Origin of the sequence: Corynebacterium riegelii, assembly GCF_001263755.1 — a bacterium.
GTDB classification, from domain to species: domain Bacteria; phylum Actinomycetota; class Actinomycetes; order Mycobacteriales; family Mycobacteriaceae; genus Corynebacterium; species Corynebacterium riegelii.
Genome location: NZ_CP012342.1, coordinates 1 through 12982 on the forward strand (window position 1 = coordinate 1; position 12982 = coordinate 12982).

A 12982-nucleotide genomic window follows, 5' to 3' on the forward strand; every position below is an offset into this window, starting at 1 on the left:
TACTGCACTCGGGAGGGTGTGGGAGAGTAGGTTACCGCCGACCCAACAACTTCAAAACATGATCAAGCAGCCCGCCTGCCACATACACGTGGCAGACGGGCTGCTTTTCGTCATGCCTGCACTTGGTCCCTATACCTGGTCGGCTGTCACTAGCAGACAACGAAACCACGCCTGCAAACCTGCAGGTGGAATGTCTCTACACACGAGTGGTTTCACGTTGTGTGCTAGTAGCAGCCGGAACGAAACGGTCCAGGTGGGTGGGAACAGGGATCCTGCTAGACGATACGCAACACACCCCTGCAAAACCCCAGGTCGAAAGTAGACACACAACACCGAAAAACCATTATCGACTAGCAGATATCGACTAGCAGCCGCAGAAAACCACCGGCGAAGAGGGATTGCAAGCAAGACGAAAGCAACACGAGAAGAAACCAACAGGATGAACCAGTGCAATGAAAACCGCTCCGGTTTTTGCCCGCACAAGCAGCACGGTAGCGTTGCAGCCATGGAAGCTGCTGCACGCGCTGTTGACCTGGTGAAGACATACGGCCAGGGAGATACAACTATTGCTGCCCTGGATCACGTCAATGTTGAGTTTGAGCGCGGGGCCTTTACGGCGATCATGGGGCCGTCGGGCTCCGGCAAATCCACGCTCATGCACACGATGGCTGGGTTGGATGCGTTTACTTCGGGGGAGGTGTGGATTGGGGGGACGGCGTTGGCGTCGTTAAGCGATAAGCAAATCACCGAACTCAGGCGTGACCGCTTGGGCTTCATCTTCCAGTCCTTCAACCTTGTGCCAACGCTCACTGCCGCGGAGAACATCACGCTGCCAACGGATATTGCCGGCAGGAAGGTTGATAAGGCTTGGTTTGATGAAATTACGCAGCGTCTGGGCCTGACAAACAGGCTGAGTCACCGCCCGAGTGAGCTCTCCGGCGGCCAGCAGCAGCGCGTGGCATGTGCACGTGCCCTGGTGAGTAAGCCGGAGATCATCTTTGGTGATGAGCCGACCGGCAACCTGGACTCCAACTCGGGTAAAGAGGTGCTGAGCATTCTGAGGCATGCGGTGGATCATGATGGCCAGACGGTGGTCATTGTCACGCATGACGCGAAAGCGGCGTCTTATGCGGACCGTGTGGTGTTTCTGCGTGATGGCCAGATTGTTCAAGAGCTGCAGGATCCAACGATGGATGGGATTTTGCAGATCATGGCTGGGATTGAGGGCTGATGGCGGGTTCGCGTTCGGCGTTGGCGAAGGTGTCGCTGCGCAACATTGGCGCGCATAAGCTTCGGCTTGCGTTAACGGTCCTGGCGGTGGTGCTGGGCACGGCGTTTATCTCTGGTTCCATGATGTTTACCAACATGTTGGAGCGTACTTTCGACTCGGCGGTCAACACCGCCTACGAGGGCTCTGATGTTGTGGTCGAGCCTGCTGAGGGCAAGGGTGCGATTCCCGCGGAGGAGGCGGATGCGATCCGAAATACTGCCGGAGTCGCGCGTGCCAATGCCGCGGATACGACGGTGGTGGTTGCCGCTCGCGATGATGAGGAGGCCATCCAGACCCGCCAGGGCATGGCGCTGGTCGGGGTGCATTACGGTCCCGACCAGGCAGTGGGAGAGGGCTTTTCGCTTATCGACGGCCACGTGCCCAACCCCCACGCCACCCCCGCCGAAGCCGTGCTTAACGCCAACGGTGCGCAGCACTACGGTGTCGCGGTGGGTGAAGAGATCATCGTGGTGGACAACAACGGGCGCAACACGGTGCGTGTGGTTGGGCTGTATGAGGATGGTAGGACGCAGGGGACGTCGTTACGCTTCCTGATCCCTGAAGCTGACTACCTGGACTTGTATGTCACCGAGGGGTACGTGCCCACGCTGAAGCTGGCCGCAGATGAGTCGGTAGACGCCGAGGCGCTTCGTGACACGATTGCGCAAGCACACCCGGATCTTGAAGTGAGCACCGGTGAGGCGGCGGCGGAGAAGGCGAGCGAGCAGGTGCGCGAGGCACTGTCGTTTGTCTCCTACTTCCTGATTGCGTTTGGGCTTGTGGGGCTGCTGGTTGGCACGTTTTTGATTGCCAATACGTTCTCCATGATTGTGGCGCAGCGAACGAAGGAGTTTGCGCTGTTGAGGGCGCTTGGGGCGTCGAAAAGCCAGGTGACCCGCTCTGTTGCTGTGGAGGCGCTGTTGGTTGGCCTGCTTGGCTCGGCACTTGGCGTGGCGGCCGGCGCGGGCCTGGTGGCGGCGATCCGTTTCGGTATGGAGCGCTACGGCATGGCGCTGCCAGCAGGAGGGATTGGTCTGTCCACGCAGGCGGTGGCGGTGCCGATTGTGGTGGGCGTGATTGTCACCATGATTTCCGCGTGGGCGCCGGCGGTGCAGGCGGGTCGTGTAGAGCCGGTCGCCGCGATGCGCGCCAGCGAATCCGCCGCACCCCAGCCGCTGACCACGCGCACGGTGTGGGGCACACTCATGATTGTTGCAGGTATTGCGGCGGGCGTTGTCGCGCTGATGCTTGCCGACGCCACAACCGCCAACCGCGCCAAACTCGTCGGTATCGCAGCCGTGGCAGTCATCGCGGGCGTGTTTTTGGCCGGCCCGGCGATGAGCTTGCCGATTGTGCCGCCGCTGGGGCGTGTGATTGGGGCGCCGTTTGGTACGGCAGGGAAGTTGGCGTCTACAAACACACGCCGCAATCCGCGGCGTACGTCTGCAACGGCGTTTGCTCTGATGCTGGGCATTGCGCTGGTGACCATGATTGGCATGTTGGGCGCATCCATGAAGCAGTCGGTGGATACCGTTGCGGAAAACGAGGTCAGCGCCGACTACGTGCTGGCCGGCCCGATGCTTGGTGCGTTCCCCATCCCGAATGACCTGATGGAGCGTATCCCGGAGGTTGAAGGTGTGGGTGCCGTTGCCGCCTACACCGAGGTGCCGCTGACACTGGACGGCAAATACGCCAACCAGGTTGGCCAATTCGGCACGACCTCCGTGCTCTACGGTGACCCTGGTGATTTGACCAGTATGAACGTGGTAGCGGGCTCCTCCAAGCTAGAGGGCAATACCGTGATCGCGCCGCTTGCCTGGGCGCAAGAGCGCGGCTGGGAAGTAGGAGACACGGTGATCGTGGCAGCACCTGGGATTTCCACCAACGTGGTGGAGGCGACCGTGAGCGGCATCTTTGATGAGTCATCGATCTTCCTTGCCGCGGTTGCCAGTGCGGATCTTGCTCAGCAGGTGGCACCCGGCAGCGGCAGCATCATGATGATGGGCGTGAAAGGCGACGGCAGCGTAAGCACCGAGCAGCTCCGCGCCAACCTTGAGGCCGAGGTCAAGCACGACATTGTGGTCCAGGTGCAGTCCAAGGACGACCTCTCCGGCGAAGTGCTGGACCTCATTGATCAGATGCTGTTCATCCTTTACGCCCTGCTGTCTTTGGCAGTGGTGATTGCGGTGCTGGGCATTGTGAACACGTTGACGCTGTCGGTGATTGAGCGCAGGCAAGAAATTGGCATGCTGCGTGCCGTGGGCACGCACCGCCGCCAGGTGCGCACCATGATCATCCTGGAATCGGTGCAGATGGCGTTCTTCGGCGCAGTCCTTGGTGTGGGTCTGGGCTTGGGGCTCGGGTGGACGTTCCTGACAGTCCTTGCAGATCAAGGCCTTGAGCACATCGTTGTCCCGTGGGATATGGTGTGGACCATGCTGGCCGGCAGCATTGTTGTGGGTATTTTGGCGGCACTGTGGCCGGCGACGCGTGCGGCGAAGACGCCGCCGCTTGACGCTATTGCTGACTAGTTCTGACTAGACGCTGGTTGGGCGCTGGTTAAGCGCCGAAGCCGCGGCGGCCCCACATCATGCCCATGCCAAAGGCGACGATGCCCACGGCCGCGGTAGCTGCAGCGTACTTGGCAAACTCGCCCCACTGACGCTGCTTATATAACGTGCCCAGCTCCTTAGCCAGCGTGGACCAGGTGGACATCGCCCCGGCAAAACCCGCGCCCAGCCCAATCTGCCAGGCTACGGGCAGCGCCATGGAAAAGCCCAGCACAGCACAGGCGGCAATGTTTGCCGTGAAAGTTCCGGCGCGTGGGTGCGGGATGTGCGACAACGCCCAGCGGGCGATACCGCCGAAGAACGCGCCGACGGCGACGGTGGCCAGGGTGAGAAGTAACGAAAATAGCGCTGGACTGATCAGGTTGCTAAGCATGACGCCCCCTCAGAGCATCTCCGGCCAGCCAGGAGGCAATGCACGCGGTGAACGTGATCAGCATGTAGATCAACGCGCCGAGCATGGTGAACTCCAGCGCGGTGGCTGCCACGATGGAGTAGCTGGTGAACCCGCCCAAGAACCCCGTGCCCCAAAATAGGCCCGGCTTGAAATAACCCATGGCCGCACAGCCGAGCATGTTGACCACAAGCATGGCAATGATCGCGCTTGTATCGCCGCCGCCTGCGTAGAGAGTGACCATATGGCGTAGGCTCGCGCCGAGTGCTGCGCCAAGGCCCACAAGAATCCCAGTGGAAAGTTGATCGGTCTGCATAACCGGCAATGCTAGTTCCCGAGCCAGGATCTCTGGCAGAAACTCCGCTAACGCGTCAAGATGGAAGTTGCACACCCTTGATGCATGAAAAGGAGTACACACTATGGCCCATGAACGCGCCGGTCAGATCGCACTGCCCGAAGACTTGATTGATATTGCAGAGCTGGTCACCGCTTACTACACGCGTGAGATTGATCCGCAGGATGTGGGCCAGCAGGTGGCGTTTGGTACCTCCGGTCACCGTGGCTCCAGCCTGGACAATGCGTTTAATGAGGCGCATATTTTGGCCACCACGCAGGCGATTGTGGATTACCGCAGGCAGGAAAACATCGGTGGGCCGGTCTACATTGGCCGCGATACGCACGCGCTGTCGGAGCCGGCGATGGTGTCCGCACTTGAGGTGCTCATTGCCAATGCGGTGCCGGTGTTTGTGGACGCTGCGGGGCGCTACACCCCAACCCCCGCCGTCTCGCACGCGATCCTGTCGCACAATGCTGCGCTTGCCGGCGGGGTGACGGGCACGGACCCGAAGCGTGCCGACGGCATTGTGATCACCCCGTCCCACAACCCGCCGCGCGACGGCGGCTTCAAGTACAACCCGCCAAGCGGTGGTCCCGCGGGCACTGATGCGACTGACTGGATCGCCGCGCGCGCCAATGAGTACCTGGGCCGCGGGCTGGAGGGCGTGAAGCGCGTCCCGGTCAGCGGGGTGTTGGATGAACGCGCGCAGCGTTTTGACTTTATGGGTAACTACGTTGCGGACCTAGACAACGTGGTGGATATGGCCGCAATCCGGGAATCCGGCCTGCACATCGGCGCGGACCCGATGGGTGGCGCCAGCGTGGACTACTGGGGCGCTATCGCAGAAGCTTACGGGCTTAACCTTGAGGTAGTGAACCCGAACGTGGACGCCACCTGGCGGTTTATGACTTTGGATACGGATGGCCAGATCCGCATGGACTGCTCCAGCCCGAACTCCATGGCGTCCTTGGTTCACAACCGCGAAAAGTTCGATATTGCTACGGGCAATGACGCGGATGCGGACCGCCACGGCATTGTCACCCCGGACGCGGGCCTGATGAACCCGAACCACTACCTGGCTGTGGCCATTGAGTATCTGTTTAGCCACCGCGCCGGCTGGGCGCAGGACACGGCGGTGGGTAAGACGCTGGTGTCGTCCTCCATGATCGACCGGGTTGTGGCATCGCTTGGCCGCACCCTGGTTGAGGTACCGGTTGGGTTTAAGTGGTTTGTGCCTGGTCTTATCGACGGCAGCGTCGGCTTCGGCGGCGAAGAATCCGCAGGTGCCTCCTTCTTGCGTAAGAACGGCACGGTGTGGTCCACCGATAAGGACGGCATCATCCTGGACTTGTTGGCCTCTGAAATCACGGCGGTGACCGGCAAGACCCCGTCGGTGCGCTACCGCGAGCTGGAAGCCCAGTTCGGGGCGCCTGCCTACGCGCGTATCGACGCCCCTGCCAACCGCGAACAAAAAGCCACCCTCAAGGCCCTGTCACCCGAGCAGGTTCCGGCAACGGAGCTGGCAGGCGAGCCGATTACGGCGAAGCTGACCAACGCGCCGGGCAACAACGCCGCCATCGGCGGGCTGAAGGTGACCACCGAAAACGCATGGTTTGCGGCACGCCCCTCCGGCACTGAGGACAAGTACAAGATCTACGCCGAATCCTTCCACGGGCAGGAGCACTTGAAGCGGGTGCAGGACGAGGCGGTTGCAATTGTTTCGGAGGTGTTGGGGAAGTAGGGTTTTGGGGGTGAGCGTAGGCGTCGATAAGCAAAAAGCCCTTGATGTTCTGGCAGCACTGGCCAGGTTTGGCTTGGCGGCGATGTGGATTGTGGCAGGAGCGACCAAGCTGGGACACCACATGCAGGTGACCCAATCGATTGAAGCCTACGAGATCTTCACCCCCTACTGGTCCAACCTACTGGCCTACGTCATTGGGCCGCTTGAGCTTGCCGGTGGCCTGTTCCTGCTGCTGGGTATCAAGATCCGTGCGGCCGGGTGGGTTTCCATGGCGGTGCTAGTCATGTTTGTGATTGGCCTGTGGACTGTGCATGCGCGCGGCATGGTGATTGATTGCGGCTGTTTTACGCCCGGCGAGCGCCGGCCGCAGCCCGAGGACGTTCTGTGGGCCATCGCACGAGACATTGGATTCATGATTGCAACGTCGCTTATGATCTACCGCCCATTTAAGAAGTTGGCGATTTACCCGTAGAATTTGCGGCGACCAGATTTTTGACTCATGAGGAGAACTGAACCGTGACCACGCGGAAAGTGCAGAACCCCAACAGCAAAGGCGGCTCTGCCTTCATCTGGGCCGTAGTAGCCGTCATTGCAATTGCGGCGCTGGTGTTTGGCCTGATCATTTTTAACGGCAACAAGGCGCGCGAAGAAATGCGCGAAGCACAGATGGCCGATATGACCGGCATCACCGTCGAGTGGGCCGATGGTGAAGATCTTATTCACCTCAAGGGTGCAAACCCTGACGCGCCAACTGGCCAGCTGTATGAAGACTTCTCCTGTGGATTCTGTGCTGAGCTGCATGAGGAAACCGATGCGGAAATGCTGCAGGCGCTTCGCGACGGCTCCATCAACGTCGAACTTCGCCCCATGGTGTTCCTGGACCGCGGCGCAGTGAGCCATTCCACCAACTCGCTTGCGGCAGTACTCGCATTGATCAGCCACGGTGAGCTGGATACCGCTTTTACCCTGCGTGATTACCTGTTCTTGAACCAGGCGCAGATGATCAGCAAGTCCAACCCGGACAAGCTGGCTGACCTGGCGAAGGACTACGGTGCTTCCGAGGAAGCAGTGGCTGACATTCGTGAAAGCACGTTTGTTGAAGCCGCACAGAAGATGGGCATGGACAACCTGAATGTGCAGCGGACTGACACTGGTGAGGATCCCTATACGCCACGCGTCAGGTTTGAGGGCCAGGACGTCGACGGCGTTTCCGACGAGGGCAAGACCTGGGTTGAGGTCCTGACCGAGTCCAAGTAACCGGCACAGATGTCGTATTTAACGGCGTTCTGAGTAGCGATTTTGTTGCTGTTAGGGACGCTGCTATATTAATCGGAGTTGTTCCGCTGGTTCTTGGGCGTAAGCGCTGGGAAGCGGCAGGACAATTCCGTTTGAACGGGGCTATGGCGCAGTTGGTAGCGCACCACACTGGCAGTGTGGGGGTCACGGGTTCGAATCCCGTTAGCTCCACAAGATGAAACCGTCTCACCTGGTTGGGTGGGGCGGTTTTTGTTTGCTCTTTTGCTTGGTGGATTCGGGGGTTAAGGGTTAAGGGACCTTTCGGGTTAAGGGACATTTCGTGTGGATTTGCGGCGTGTCGTACTAAGGGACAAACATCGGATAGCAAAGGTCGGATAGGGCCGAAACGGACCCCAAAAGGGCGTTATCCGATGTTTGCTATCCGACCTTTAGGCGTCCACCCTCGGACCAGCCGGACGAACAGCTTCTTTCATGGCTGAACGATTTGTGTCCATCTTTGCTCCGAGATCCTGATTACATGGAAAGAATCGGAAATGATTGGCTACTTCAGAAAGAAGTAGTCGACGCGAGGAGGACGACCAAAGTGAACTACTTTGAAGCTGAAGAAAAGCTCATGAAAGACCTGCAAGTCTCGGTCCGTCACCCTTTCAGTCCTGTGCGCGATGAAGTCTTACTCAGGGATTGCATTAAAGCGTCAGAAGAAGGGCGCATTCCGGATCGAGAGGCAAAACGGATTTGGGTAGAGGAATGGGAGGAGTCAATAAAATATGACTGTCCCCACCTGAAGGGCAAAAGCTGGACTTTGACTTGTTTTAATCGCCTCGATGTCTTTTGCCCATCACGGTTCCGTGGTGGGCATCTTTCATGCCCACCTGCTGGTGAGTTTTCGTATGTAGGGAGAAATAGGTATGGCGAACCGTGGAGGTCCGTGGGTACGAATGTTTGCCGCGCAGGCTGACGCTGCAAAACCCACTAGCAGATAACGCAAAAATGGCCGAATGTAGCGACATGTGACCTGGGGGAACGGAGGGCGTTTTTCAATGTCTGCTAGTGAAAATGCTCCAGTGGTCGCTTTGGCCTCCTCCGGGCCAGTACCTTGGGTCGCATGTATGAGTTGCGGCTGTATGAGATGGATACGCCAATCGGCCGTCTTGGCCTGGTGGAATCCGCGCGGGGTGTAATCAAGGTATTGCTGCCTGGCGATGCGTTTGAGCACCCTGTGCACGCGCAGGAGGCCCGCACTGCCGCAGCCCACCAGCTTGAGGAGTACTTCGCAGGCACGCGCCGTGAGTTCACCGTGCCGCTGGACCTGGACGGTCTCACGCCGTTTCGTGCGCGGGCGCTGCACACGTTGTCACAGGTGCCCTACGGGGAGACGGTGACCTATGCGGAGCTTGCCCACGCCGCAGGTAGCCCGAAGGCGGTGCGCGCCGCCGGCAGTGCGTGCGCGACGAACCCGCTGCCGCTGTTCATCCCGTGCCACCGGGTGCTGCGCGCTGATGGTTCCCTCGGCGGCTACCGCGGCGGTGAACGCGCGAAACGTTTCCTACTGGCTTTGGAGGGGATCAATGTCTGACACGTTTATCAAGCATGGCAGCGCACCCGGGGCTGCGGCGGCTGAGGCGGCGTATCTTCGCTGGTTGCGGGAGGGCTCCCAAGCGGTGGTCAGGGTGCTTCTGCTTAACGACGCCGCGAACACCCTCATCATCGAAAAAGTCGATTCCGCCCGCCCAACAGTGGAAGCAGCCCGGGCCGCTGGCCGAGAACTTGCAGCGATTCACGTCATGGGTGCAGCCGCATTCGGTGCGCCGGCAGATGGCTGGGACGGGCCGAACTTCATTGGCACCCGTGAGCAGTCGTGTGTGCCCACGACGCGGTGGGCGAAGTTCTATGTGGAGCAGCGCGTGCTGCCGTTTGCGGAGCACGCACACCGGGTGGGGCACCTCCCGTCGAGTGGTTTGGACGTTGTGCGGCAGGCGTGCGACGCGCTGCTTGCAGAGGATGAGGACGCGCCCCTTGCGCGCATCCACGGTGATCTGTGGTCGGGCAACCTGCTGTGGTCCTCAACCGGGCCGCGCTTTATTGATCTGGCGGCGCACGGCGGGCATCCGCTGACAGACATCGCCATGTTGGAGCTCTTTGGAGCCCCGCTTTTCGACGCCATCGTGGACGGCTACCTCGCCGCAGGCGGAGAGCTTGGGTGTGACTGGCGGCGTCGCATAGCCGTGCACCAACTGCACCCACTTGCGGTACACGCGTGGACGCACGGGCCGTCTTACGGATCTACGCTGGTACGGGTGGCGGAAGAGACCCTACGCGTGGTTGGTTAGGGGGTTGACTGAGGTCTGAACGGCAGCTACCCTGCAATGTAATACATGTATTACATAAGGGAGGTGTCGCATGGGAATTGAGGTTCGTCTGCAGGAGCTGCTGACTGAACGGGCAGGCACCACGACCGTCTCCATGCGGGAGCTGAACCAGAAAACGCGTGCGGTGATTGACCGTGTGATGAAGGAGGGATCGACGTTGACTGTGACAGATAGGGGAGTGCCGATCGCGGAAATACACCCGGTGAGTCAGAAGGCAGGTTTGGACCGACTTGAAGAACTCGGACTCCTCGCTCAGAGGGGTCGCCCCTTCGAAGAGGGCTGGAAGCCCAGACAGTTTGAGTTTTCTCTGGAGGAATGGCTCGAAGATGAGCGCGGTGAGGAACGTCTGGAGCGAGTAATGGTGAATCTGCGGGATGCATCCGATGGGTAAGACGGAAGCTCTCGTATATGTGGATACTTCCGTGCTCGTTGCGATGACGGGTGAGGAGGCGCATAGCCGGTGGGCACTGACTACGCTGCGTGGACGTGCAATGGTGAGTTCGGCCATCCTGCGTGTGGAACTTGCCCGTTTTGCACATCGAATGAATTACGGCTTGGGATATGTCCGTGAATTGGAATCCAGGGTCTCGCTTGTCAACGTGGATGATGCGGTTATCGCAGCAGCTGTTGCTATTAGTGGTGAGGTTAAAACATTGGATTCTCTGCATGTGGGGACCTGGGCGAGGTTGCAGTCATTGGGGGTGACCTGTCCGTTTGTTACGGCGGATCGCAAACAGGCGCTGGCTGCAGCGTCCATGGGTGCGACGGTGATTCACCCCTACGGAGAGCTGCGTTAGCGCCACCAGGTGTCGTTCGGGCCTGGGGGAAGGTGGCGTTTGTGTTGGCCGATGCGCCAGAGGTGCTCAAGGCGCTGCTGTGCTGCCGCCGGGATCTGCTTGCCCTCCAGGTAGTCGTCGATGTGGGCGTAGGTAATGCCCAGTGCTTCCTCGTCCGGAAGTGCGGGGCGGTCTTCCTCCAGGTCGGCGGTGGGGACCTTCTCCCACAGGCGGGGATCTGCCCCCATGTGCTTGAGCATCGCCGCGCCTTGGCGTTTGGTTAGGCCTGCAAGTGGGATGAGGTCGGCGGCACCGTCGCCATGCTTGGTAAAGAAGCCGGTGACGTTTTCTGCGGCGTGGTCGCTACCAATGACCAACAGGCCGCGCTCGCCGGCAATTGCGTACTGGGCGATCATGCGCATCCGCGCCTTGACGTTGCCCTTGTTAAAGTCGCCCAGCTGTTCAATGCCTAGCGCGTTGGCAACGGCATCGGACATGTCGGTGGTCGCATCCTTGATGTTTACAGTCACGGTTTCTTCGGGCTGGATGAAATCCAGCGCCAGCTGTGCGTCATCCTCGTCGGCTTGGATGCCGTGGGGGAGACGGACGGCGACGAAGGTGGCGTTGGCGCCGGCGTCGATACGCATGCGCACCGCAAGCTGAGCAAGCCTGCCAGCAAGGGTGGAATCCTGACCCCCGGAGATGCCAAGGACGAAGCCGTTAGCGCCGGTGACCTCGAGATAGTCGGCGAGAAATTGCACGCGACGGTCGATTTCTGCGGCCGGGTCGATGGTGGGGGCAACGCCTAATGCGGCGATAATTTCGGATTGCATGAGCCTCATCGTAATGAAGAGGAAACGGAGAGGTTTTGCTTCGGGGGCTCGCGCGTGTAACATTTAACGACGTTGTGCGACCCGGCAACACGCCGAGCGTCGCTAATTGCAGGAATCTGAGCAGAAAGGAGCGCCCGATGAAGGTCCGCAAGTCGCTTCGGTCGCTGAAGAACAAGCCGGGCGCCCAGGTTGTGCGCCGCCACGGCAAGGTCTACGTCATTAACAAGAAGGACCCGCGCTTCAAGGCCCGCCAGGGCTAAGCGCTACGCGCCCCGACTTTATCCCGCTGCTGACGTTTGTCGCGGCGGGATTTGTCGTTTTTGGCAGCGTTATCAGTCCGCGAAAAAGTCTTAGGGAAAATTAATCCCATCGATGTAAGCAAAAACACCATGCCAAGGACTACATGTAGGTAATTTCCATGCCCCATCCTGCGAATACCATGAGTGTAACTACTACATGTAGTAGCGTTTGCCTAATTTTCCCCCAAGGTATAGTGTTTCTGGTGTGCCGCCGAGGGGATCGGCGAAACATAAAAAGAATCGGGGAAGGCACTGTCGCAGGGCCTTCTAGCCAGTTGCGGAACACGTCCGCGAAGACAGCGGAAACCCGCACGGAAAGAGGAAGAAGGCCAATGTCTATCACCGTTTACACCAAGCCAGCTTGCCAGCAGTGCCGCGCAACCACTCGTGCCCTGGATAAGGCTGGGTTGGAGTACAACTTGGTTGACATCTCCCTGGATGATGAGGCCCGTGACTACGTGATGGCACTTGGTCACCTGCAGGCTCCGGTTGTAGAGGTGGATGGAGACCACTGGTCCGGCTTCCGCCCGGAGCGTATCCGCGGCCTCGCAGCAGCAGCGGCATAAGGGAGGCCAGGGAAGAGGCATGCTTCTTGTCTACTTCTCATCCACAACCGAAAACACCAAACGGTTTGTGGAGAAGGTGGGTCTACCGGCAAAACGGATCCCACTGCATCGCAATGATGAACCGCTTGTGGTCAACGAACCCTACATTCTTGTGTGTCCCACCTACGGGGGAGGGGTTTCCCTCACACATGAGAATTCACGCCCGGTTCCGCCGCAAGTCATTCGCTTCTTGAACAACCAGCACAACCGCTCATTCATCCGAGGGGTTATCGCTGGCGGAAACTCGAACTTTGGCAAGGATTTTTGCCGAGCCGGAGAGGTTATTTCCGCTAAATGTAAGGTGCCGTTTCTCTATCGCTTTGAGTTGATGGGGGCGCCTGAAGATGTCACTCGCGTGCGAAGCCAGCTGGTGAAACACGCTGAGCGTCTGGGTCTTGGCCCAGTAGATGCGCCTGTTGAAGAAAGCAGGCAGGATGAAAATGCTGAGCGCCTCGCGCGTTTGCGGGAAAAATATGCTCGTAAATATGCGAAGCGCGTCGCCCACGCGTAGTAGTCACGTACTCATTTAAATAA

Annotated in this window: 15 protein-coding genes and 1 tRNA gene; 13 read left to right on the forward strand and 3 right to left on the reverse strand. The window is 59.5% G+C overall.

Annotated elements, in window-relative coordinates:
* Nucleotides 1-505: 505 nt before the first annotated feature.
* Nucleotides 506-1231, forward strand: a complete 726-nt coding sequence (locus AK829_RS00010; RefSeq protein WP_052206250.1) for an ABC transporter ATP-binding protein — start codon at nucleotides 506-508, stop codon at nucleotides 1229-1231.
* Nucleotides 1231-3801: an ABC transporter permease gene (locus AK829_RS00015; protein WP_052203175.1), complete on the forward strand. Its 2571-nt coding sequence runs from the start codon at nucleotides 1231-1233 to the stop codon at nucleotides 3799-3801. Before AK829_RS00010 ends, AK829_RS00015 begins: the two co-directional genes overlap by 1 nt.
* Before the next feature lie 28 nt (nucleotides 3802-3829).
* Here the strand turns inward: AK829_RS00015 and AK829_RS00020 are convergent, their stop codons facing one another.
* On the reverse strand, nucleotides 3830-4213 hold the full coding sequence (locus tag AK829_RS00020) for a FluC/FEX family fluoride channel (RefSeq protein ID WP_052203177.1): 384 nt from the start codon (nucleotides 4211-4213) through the stop codon (nucleotides 3830-3832).
* Complete coding sequence (locus AK829_RS00025; protein ID WP_052203179.1) at nucleotides 4206-4547, reverse strand: fluoride efflux transporter family protein; 342 nt, start codon at nucleotides 4545-4547, stop codon at nucleotides 4206-4208. Before AK829_RS00025 ends, AK829_RS00020 begins: the two co-directional genes overlap by 8 nt.
* 103 nt (nucleotides 4548-4650) lie before the next feature.
* Here AK829_RS00025 and pgm point away from each other — a divergent pair, with 103 nt between their 5' ends.
* The 8 genes from pgm (at nucleotide 4651) to AK829_RS00065 (ending at nucleotide 10732) form a co-directional block, all read left to right on the forward strand.
* Nucleotides 4651-6309 (forward strand): phosphoglucomutase (alpha-D-glucose-1,6-bisphosphate-dependent), encoded by a 1659-nt coding sequence (gene pgm / locus AK829_RS00030; RefSeq protein ID WP_052203184.1) that lies wholly within the window; start codon nucleotides 4651-4653, stop codon nucleotides 6307-6309.
* A gap of 10 nt (nucleotides 6310-6319) precedes the next feature.
* Nucleotides 6320-6781 (forward strand): MauE/DoxX family redox-associated membrane protein, encoded by a 462-nt coding sequence (locus tag AK829_RS00035; RefSeq protein ID WP_052203187.1) that lies wholly within the window; start codon nucleotides 6320-6322, stop codon nucleotides 6779-6781.
* Between the two features lie 44 nt (nucleotides 6782-6825).
* Nucleotides 6826-7566: a DsbA family protein gene (locus AK829_RS00040; RefSeq protein ID WP_052203188.1), complete on the forward strand. Its 741-nt coding sequence runs from the start codon at nucleotides 6826-6828 to the stop codon at nucleotides 7564-7566.
* Between the two features lie 137 nt (nucleotides 7567-7703).
* Nucleotides 7704-7776, forward strand: a tRNA-Ala gene (locus AK829_RS00045).
* A gap of 895 nt (nucleotides 7777-8671) precedes the next feature.
* Nucleotides 8672-9142 carry a methylated-DNA--[protein]-cysteine S-methyltransferase gene (locus AK829_RS00050; protein WP_232305747.1) on the forward strand — a complete coding sequence of 157 codons (471 nt, stop codon included), beginning with the start codon at nucleotides 8672-8674 and terminating at the stop codon, nucleotides 9140-9142.
* The gene (locus AK829_RS00055) at nucleotides 9135-9896 is read left to right on the forward strand and encodes a fructosamine kinase family protein (protein WP_052203190.1); all 762 of its coding nucleotides are present in this window, start codon (nucleotides 9135-9137) and stop codon (nucleotides 9894-9896) included. The genes AK829_RS00050 and AK829_RS00055 overlap by 8 nt, the downstream gene beginning before the upstream one ends.
* 70 nt (nucleotides 9897-9966) lie before the next feature.
* Nucleotides 9967-10326 carry a type II toxin-antitoxin system Phd/YefM family antitoxin gene (locus tag AK829_RS00060; RefSeq protein WP_052203192.1) on the forward strand — a complete coding sequence of 120 codons (360 nt, stop codon included), beginning with the start codon at nucleotides 9967-9969 and terminating at the stop codon, nucleotides 10324-10326.
* Complete coding sequence (locus tag AK829_RS00065) at nucleotides 10319-10732, forward strand: PIN domain-containing protein (RefSeq protein WP_052203198.1); 414 nt, start codon at nucleotides 10319-10321, stop codon at nucleotides 10730-10732. Before AK829_RS00060 ends, AK829_RS00065 begins: the two co-directional genes overlap by 8 nt.
* Here the strand turns inward: AK829_RS00065 and nadE are convergent.
* The gene (gene nadE / locus AK829_RS00070) at nucleotides 10729-11559 is read right to left on the reverse strand and encodes an ammonia-dependent NAD(+) synthetase (protein ID WP_269745064.1); all 831 of its coding nucleotides are present in this window, start codon (nucleotides 11557-11559) and stop codon (nucleotides 10729-10731) included. The genes AK829_RS00065 and nadE overlap by 4 nt on opposite strands.
* A 122-nt stretch (nucleotides 11560-11681) precedes the next feature.
* Here nadE and ykgO point away from each other — a divergent pair, with 122 nt between their 5' ends.
* The 3 genes from ykgO to nrdI all read left to right on the forward strand — a co-directional run bounded on the left by ykgO (nucleotide 11682) and on the right by nrdI (nucleotide 12959).
* The gene (gene ykgO / locus AK829_RS00075) at nucleotides 11682-11804 is read left to right on the forward strand and encodes a type B 50S ribosomal protein L36 (protein ID WP_005288826.1); all 123 of its coding nucleotides are present in this window, start codon (nucleotides 11682-11684) and stop codon (nucleotides 11802-11804) included.
* A 371-nt stretch (nucleotides 11805-12175) separates the two neighbouring features.
* Complete coding sequence (gene nrdH, locus AK829_RS00080) at nucleotides 12176-12409, forward strand: glutaredoxin-like protein NrdH (protein ID WP_052203200.1); 234 nt, start codon at nucleotides 12176-12178, stop codon at nucleotides 12407-12409.
* A gap of 19 nt (nucleotides 12410-12428) precedes the next feature.
* The gene (gene nrdI / locus AK829_RS00085) at nucleotides 12429-12959 is read left to right on the forward strand and encodes a class Ib ribonucleoside-diphosphate reductase assembly flavoprotein NrdI (RefSeq protein ID WP_083278902.1); all 531 of its coding nucleotides are present in this window, start codon (nucleotides 12429-12431) and stop codon (nucleotides 12957-12959) included.
* Nucleotides 12960-12982: the final 23 nt, after the last annotated feature.

Excerpts from the sequence above, each read along its gene's own strand:
- AK829_RS00010 (WP_052206250.1), top strand. The coding sequence starts at position 506 with ATGGAAGCTGCTGCACGCGCTGTTGACCTGGTGAAGACATACGGCCAG.
- AK829_RS00015 (WP_052203175.1), top strand. The coding sequence starts at position 1,231 with ATGGCGGGTTCGCGTTCGGCGTTGGCGAAGGTGTCGCTGCGCAACATT.
- AK829_RS00020 (WP_052203177.1), bottom strand. The coding sequence starts at position 4,213 with ATGCTTAGCAACCTGATCAGTCCAGCGCTATTTTCGTTACTTCTCACC.
- AK829_RS00025 (WP_052203179.1), bottom strand. The coding sequence starts at position 4,547 with ATGCAGACCGATCAACTTTCCACTGGGATTCTTGTGGGCCTTGGCGCA.
- pgm (WP_052203184.1), top strand. The coding sequence starts at position 4,651 with ATGGCCCATGAACGCGCCGGTCAGATCGCACTGCCCGAAGACTTGATT.
- AK829_RS00050 (WP_232305747.1), top strand. The coding sequence starts at position 8,672 with ATGTATGAGTTGCGGCTGTATGAGATGGATACGCCAATCGGCCGTCTT.
- AK829_RS00055 (WP_052203190.1), top strand. The coding sequence starts at position 9,135 with ATGTCTGACACGTTTATCAAGCATGGCAGCGCACCCGGGGCTGCGGCG.
- AK829_RS00060 (WP_052203192.1), top strand. The coding sequence starts at position 9,967 with ATGGGAATTGAGGTTCGTCTGCAGGAGCTGCTGACTGAACGGGCAGGC.
- AK829_RS00065 (WP_052203198.1), top strand. The coding sequence starts at position 10,319 with ATGGGTAAGACGGAAGCTCTCGTATATGTGGATACTTCCGTGCTCGTT.
- ykgO (WP_005288826.1), top strand. The coding sequence starts at position 11,682 with ATGAAGGTCCGCAAGTCGCTTCGGTCGCTGAAGAACAAGCCGGGCGCC.
- nrdH (WP_052203200.1), top strand. The coding sequence starts at position 12,176 with ATGTCTATCACCGTTTACACCAAGCCAGCTTGCCAGCAGTGCCGCGCA.
- nrdI (WP_083278902.1), top strand. The coding sequence starts at position 12,429 with ATGCTTCTTGTCTACTTCTCATCCACAACCGAAAACACCAAACGGTTT.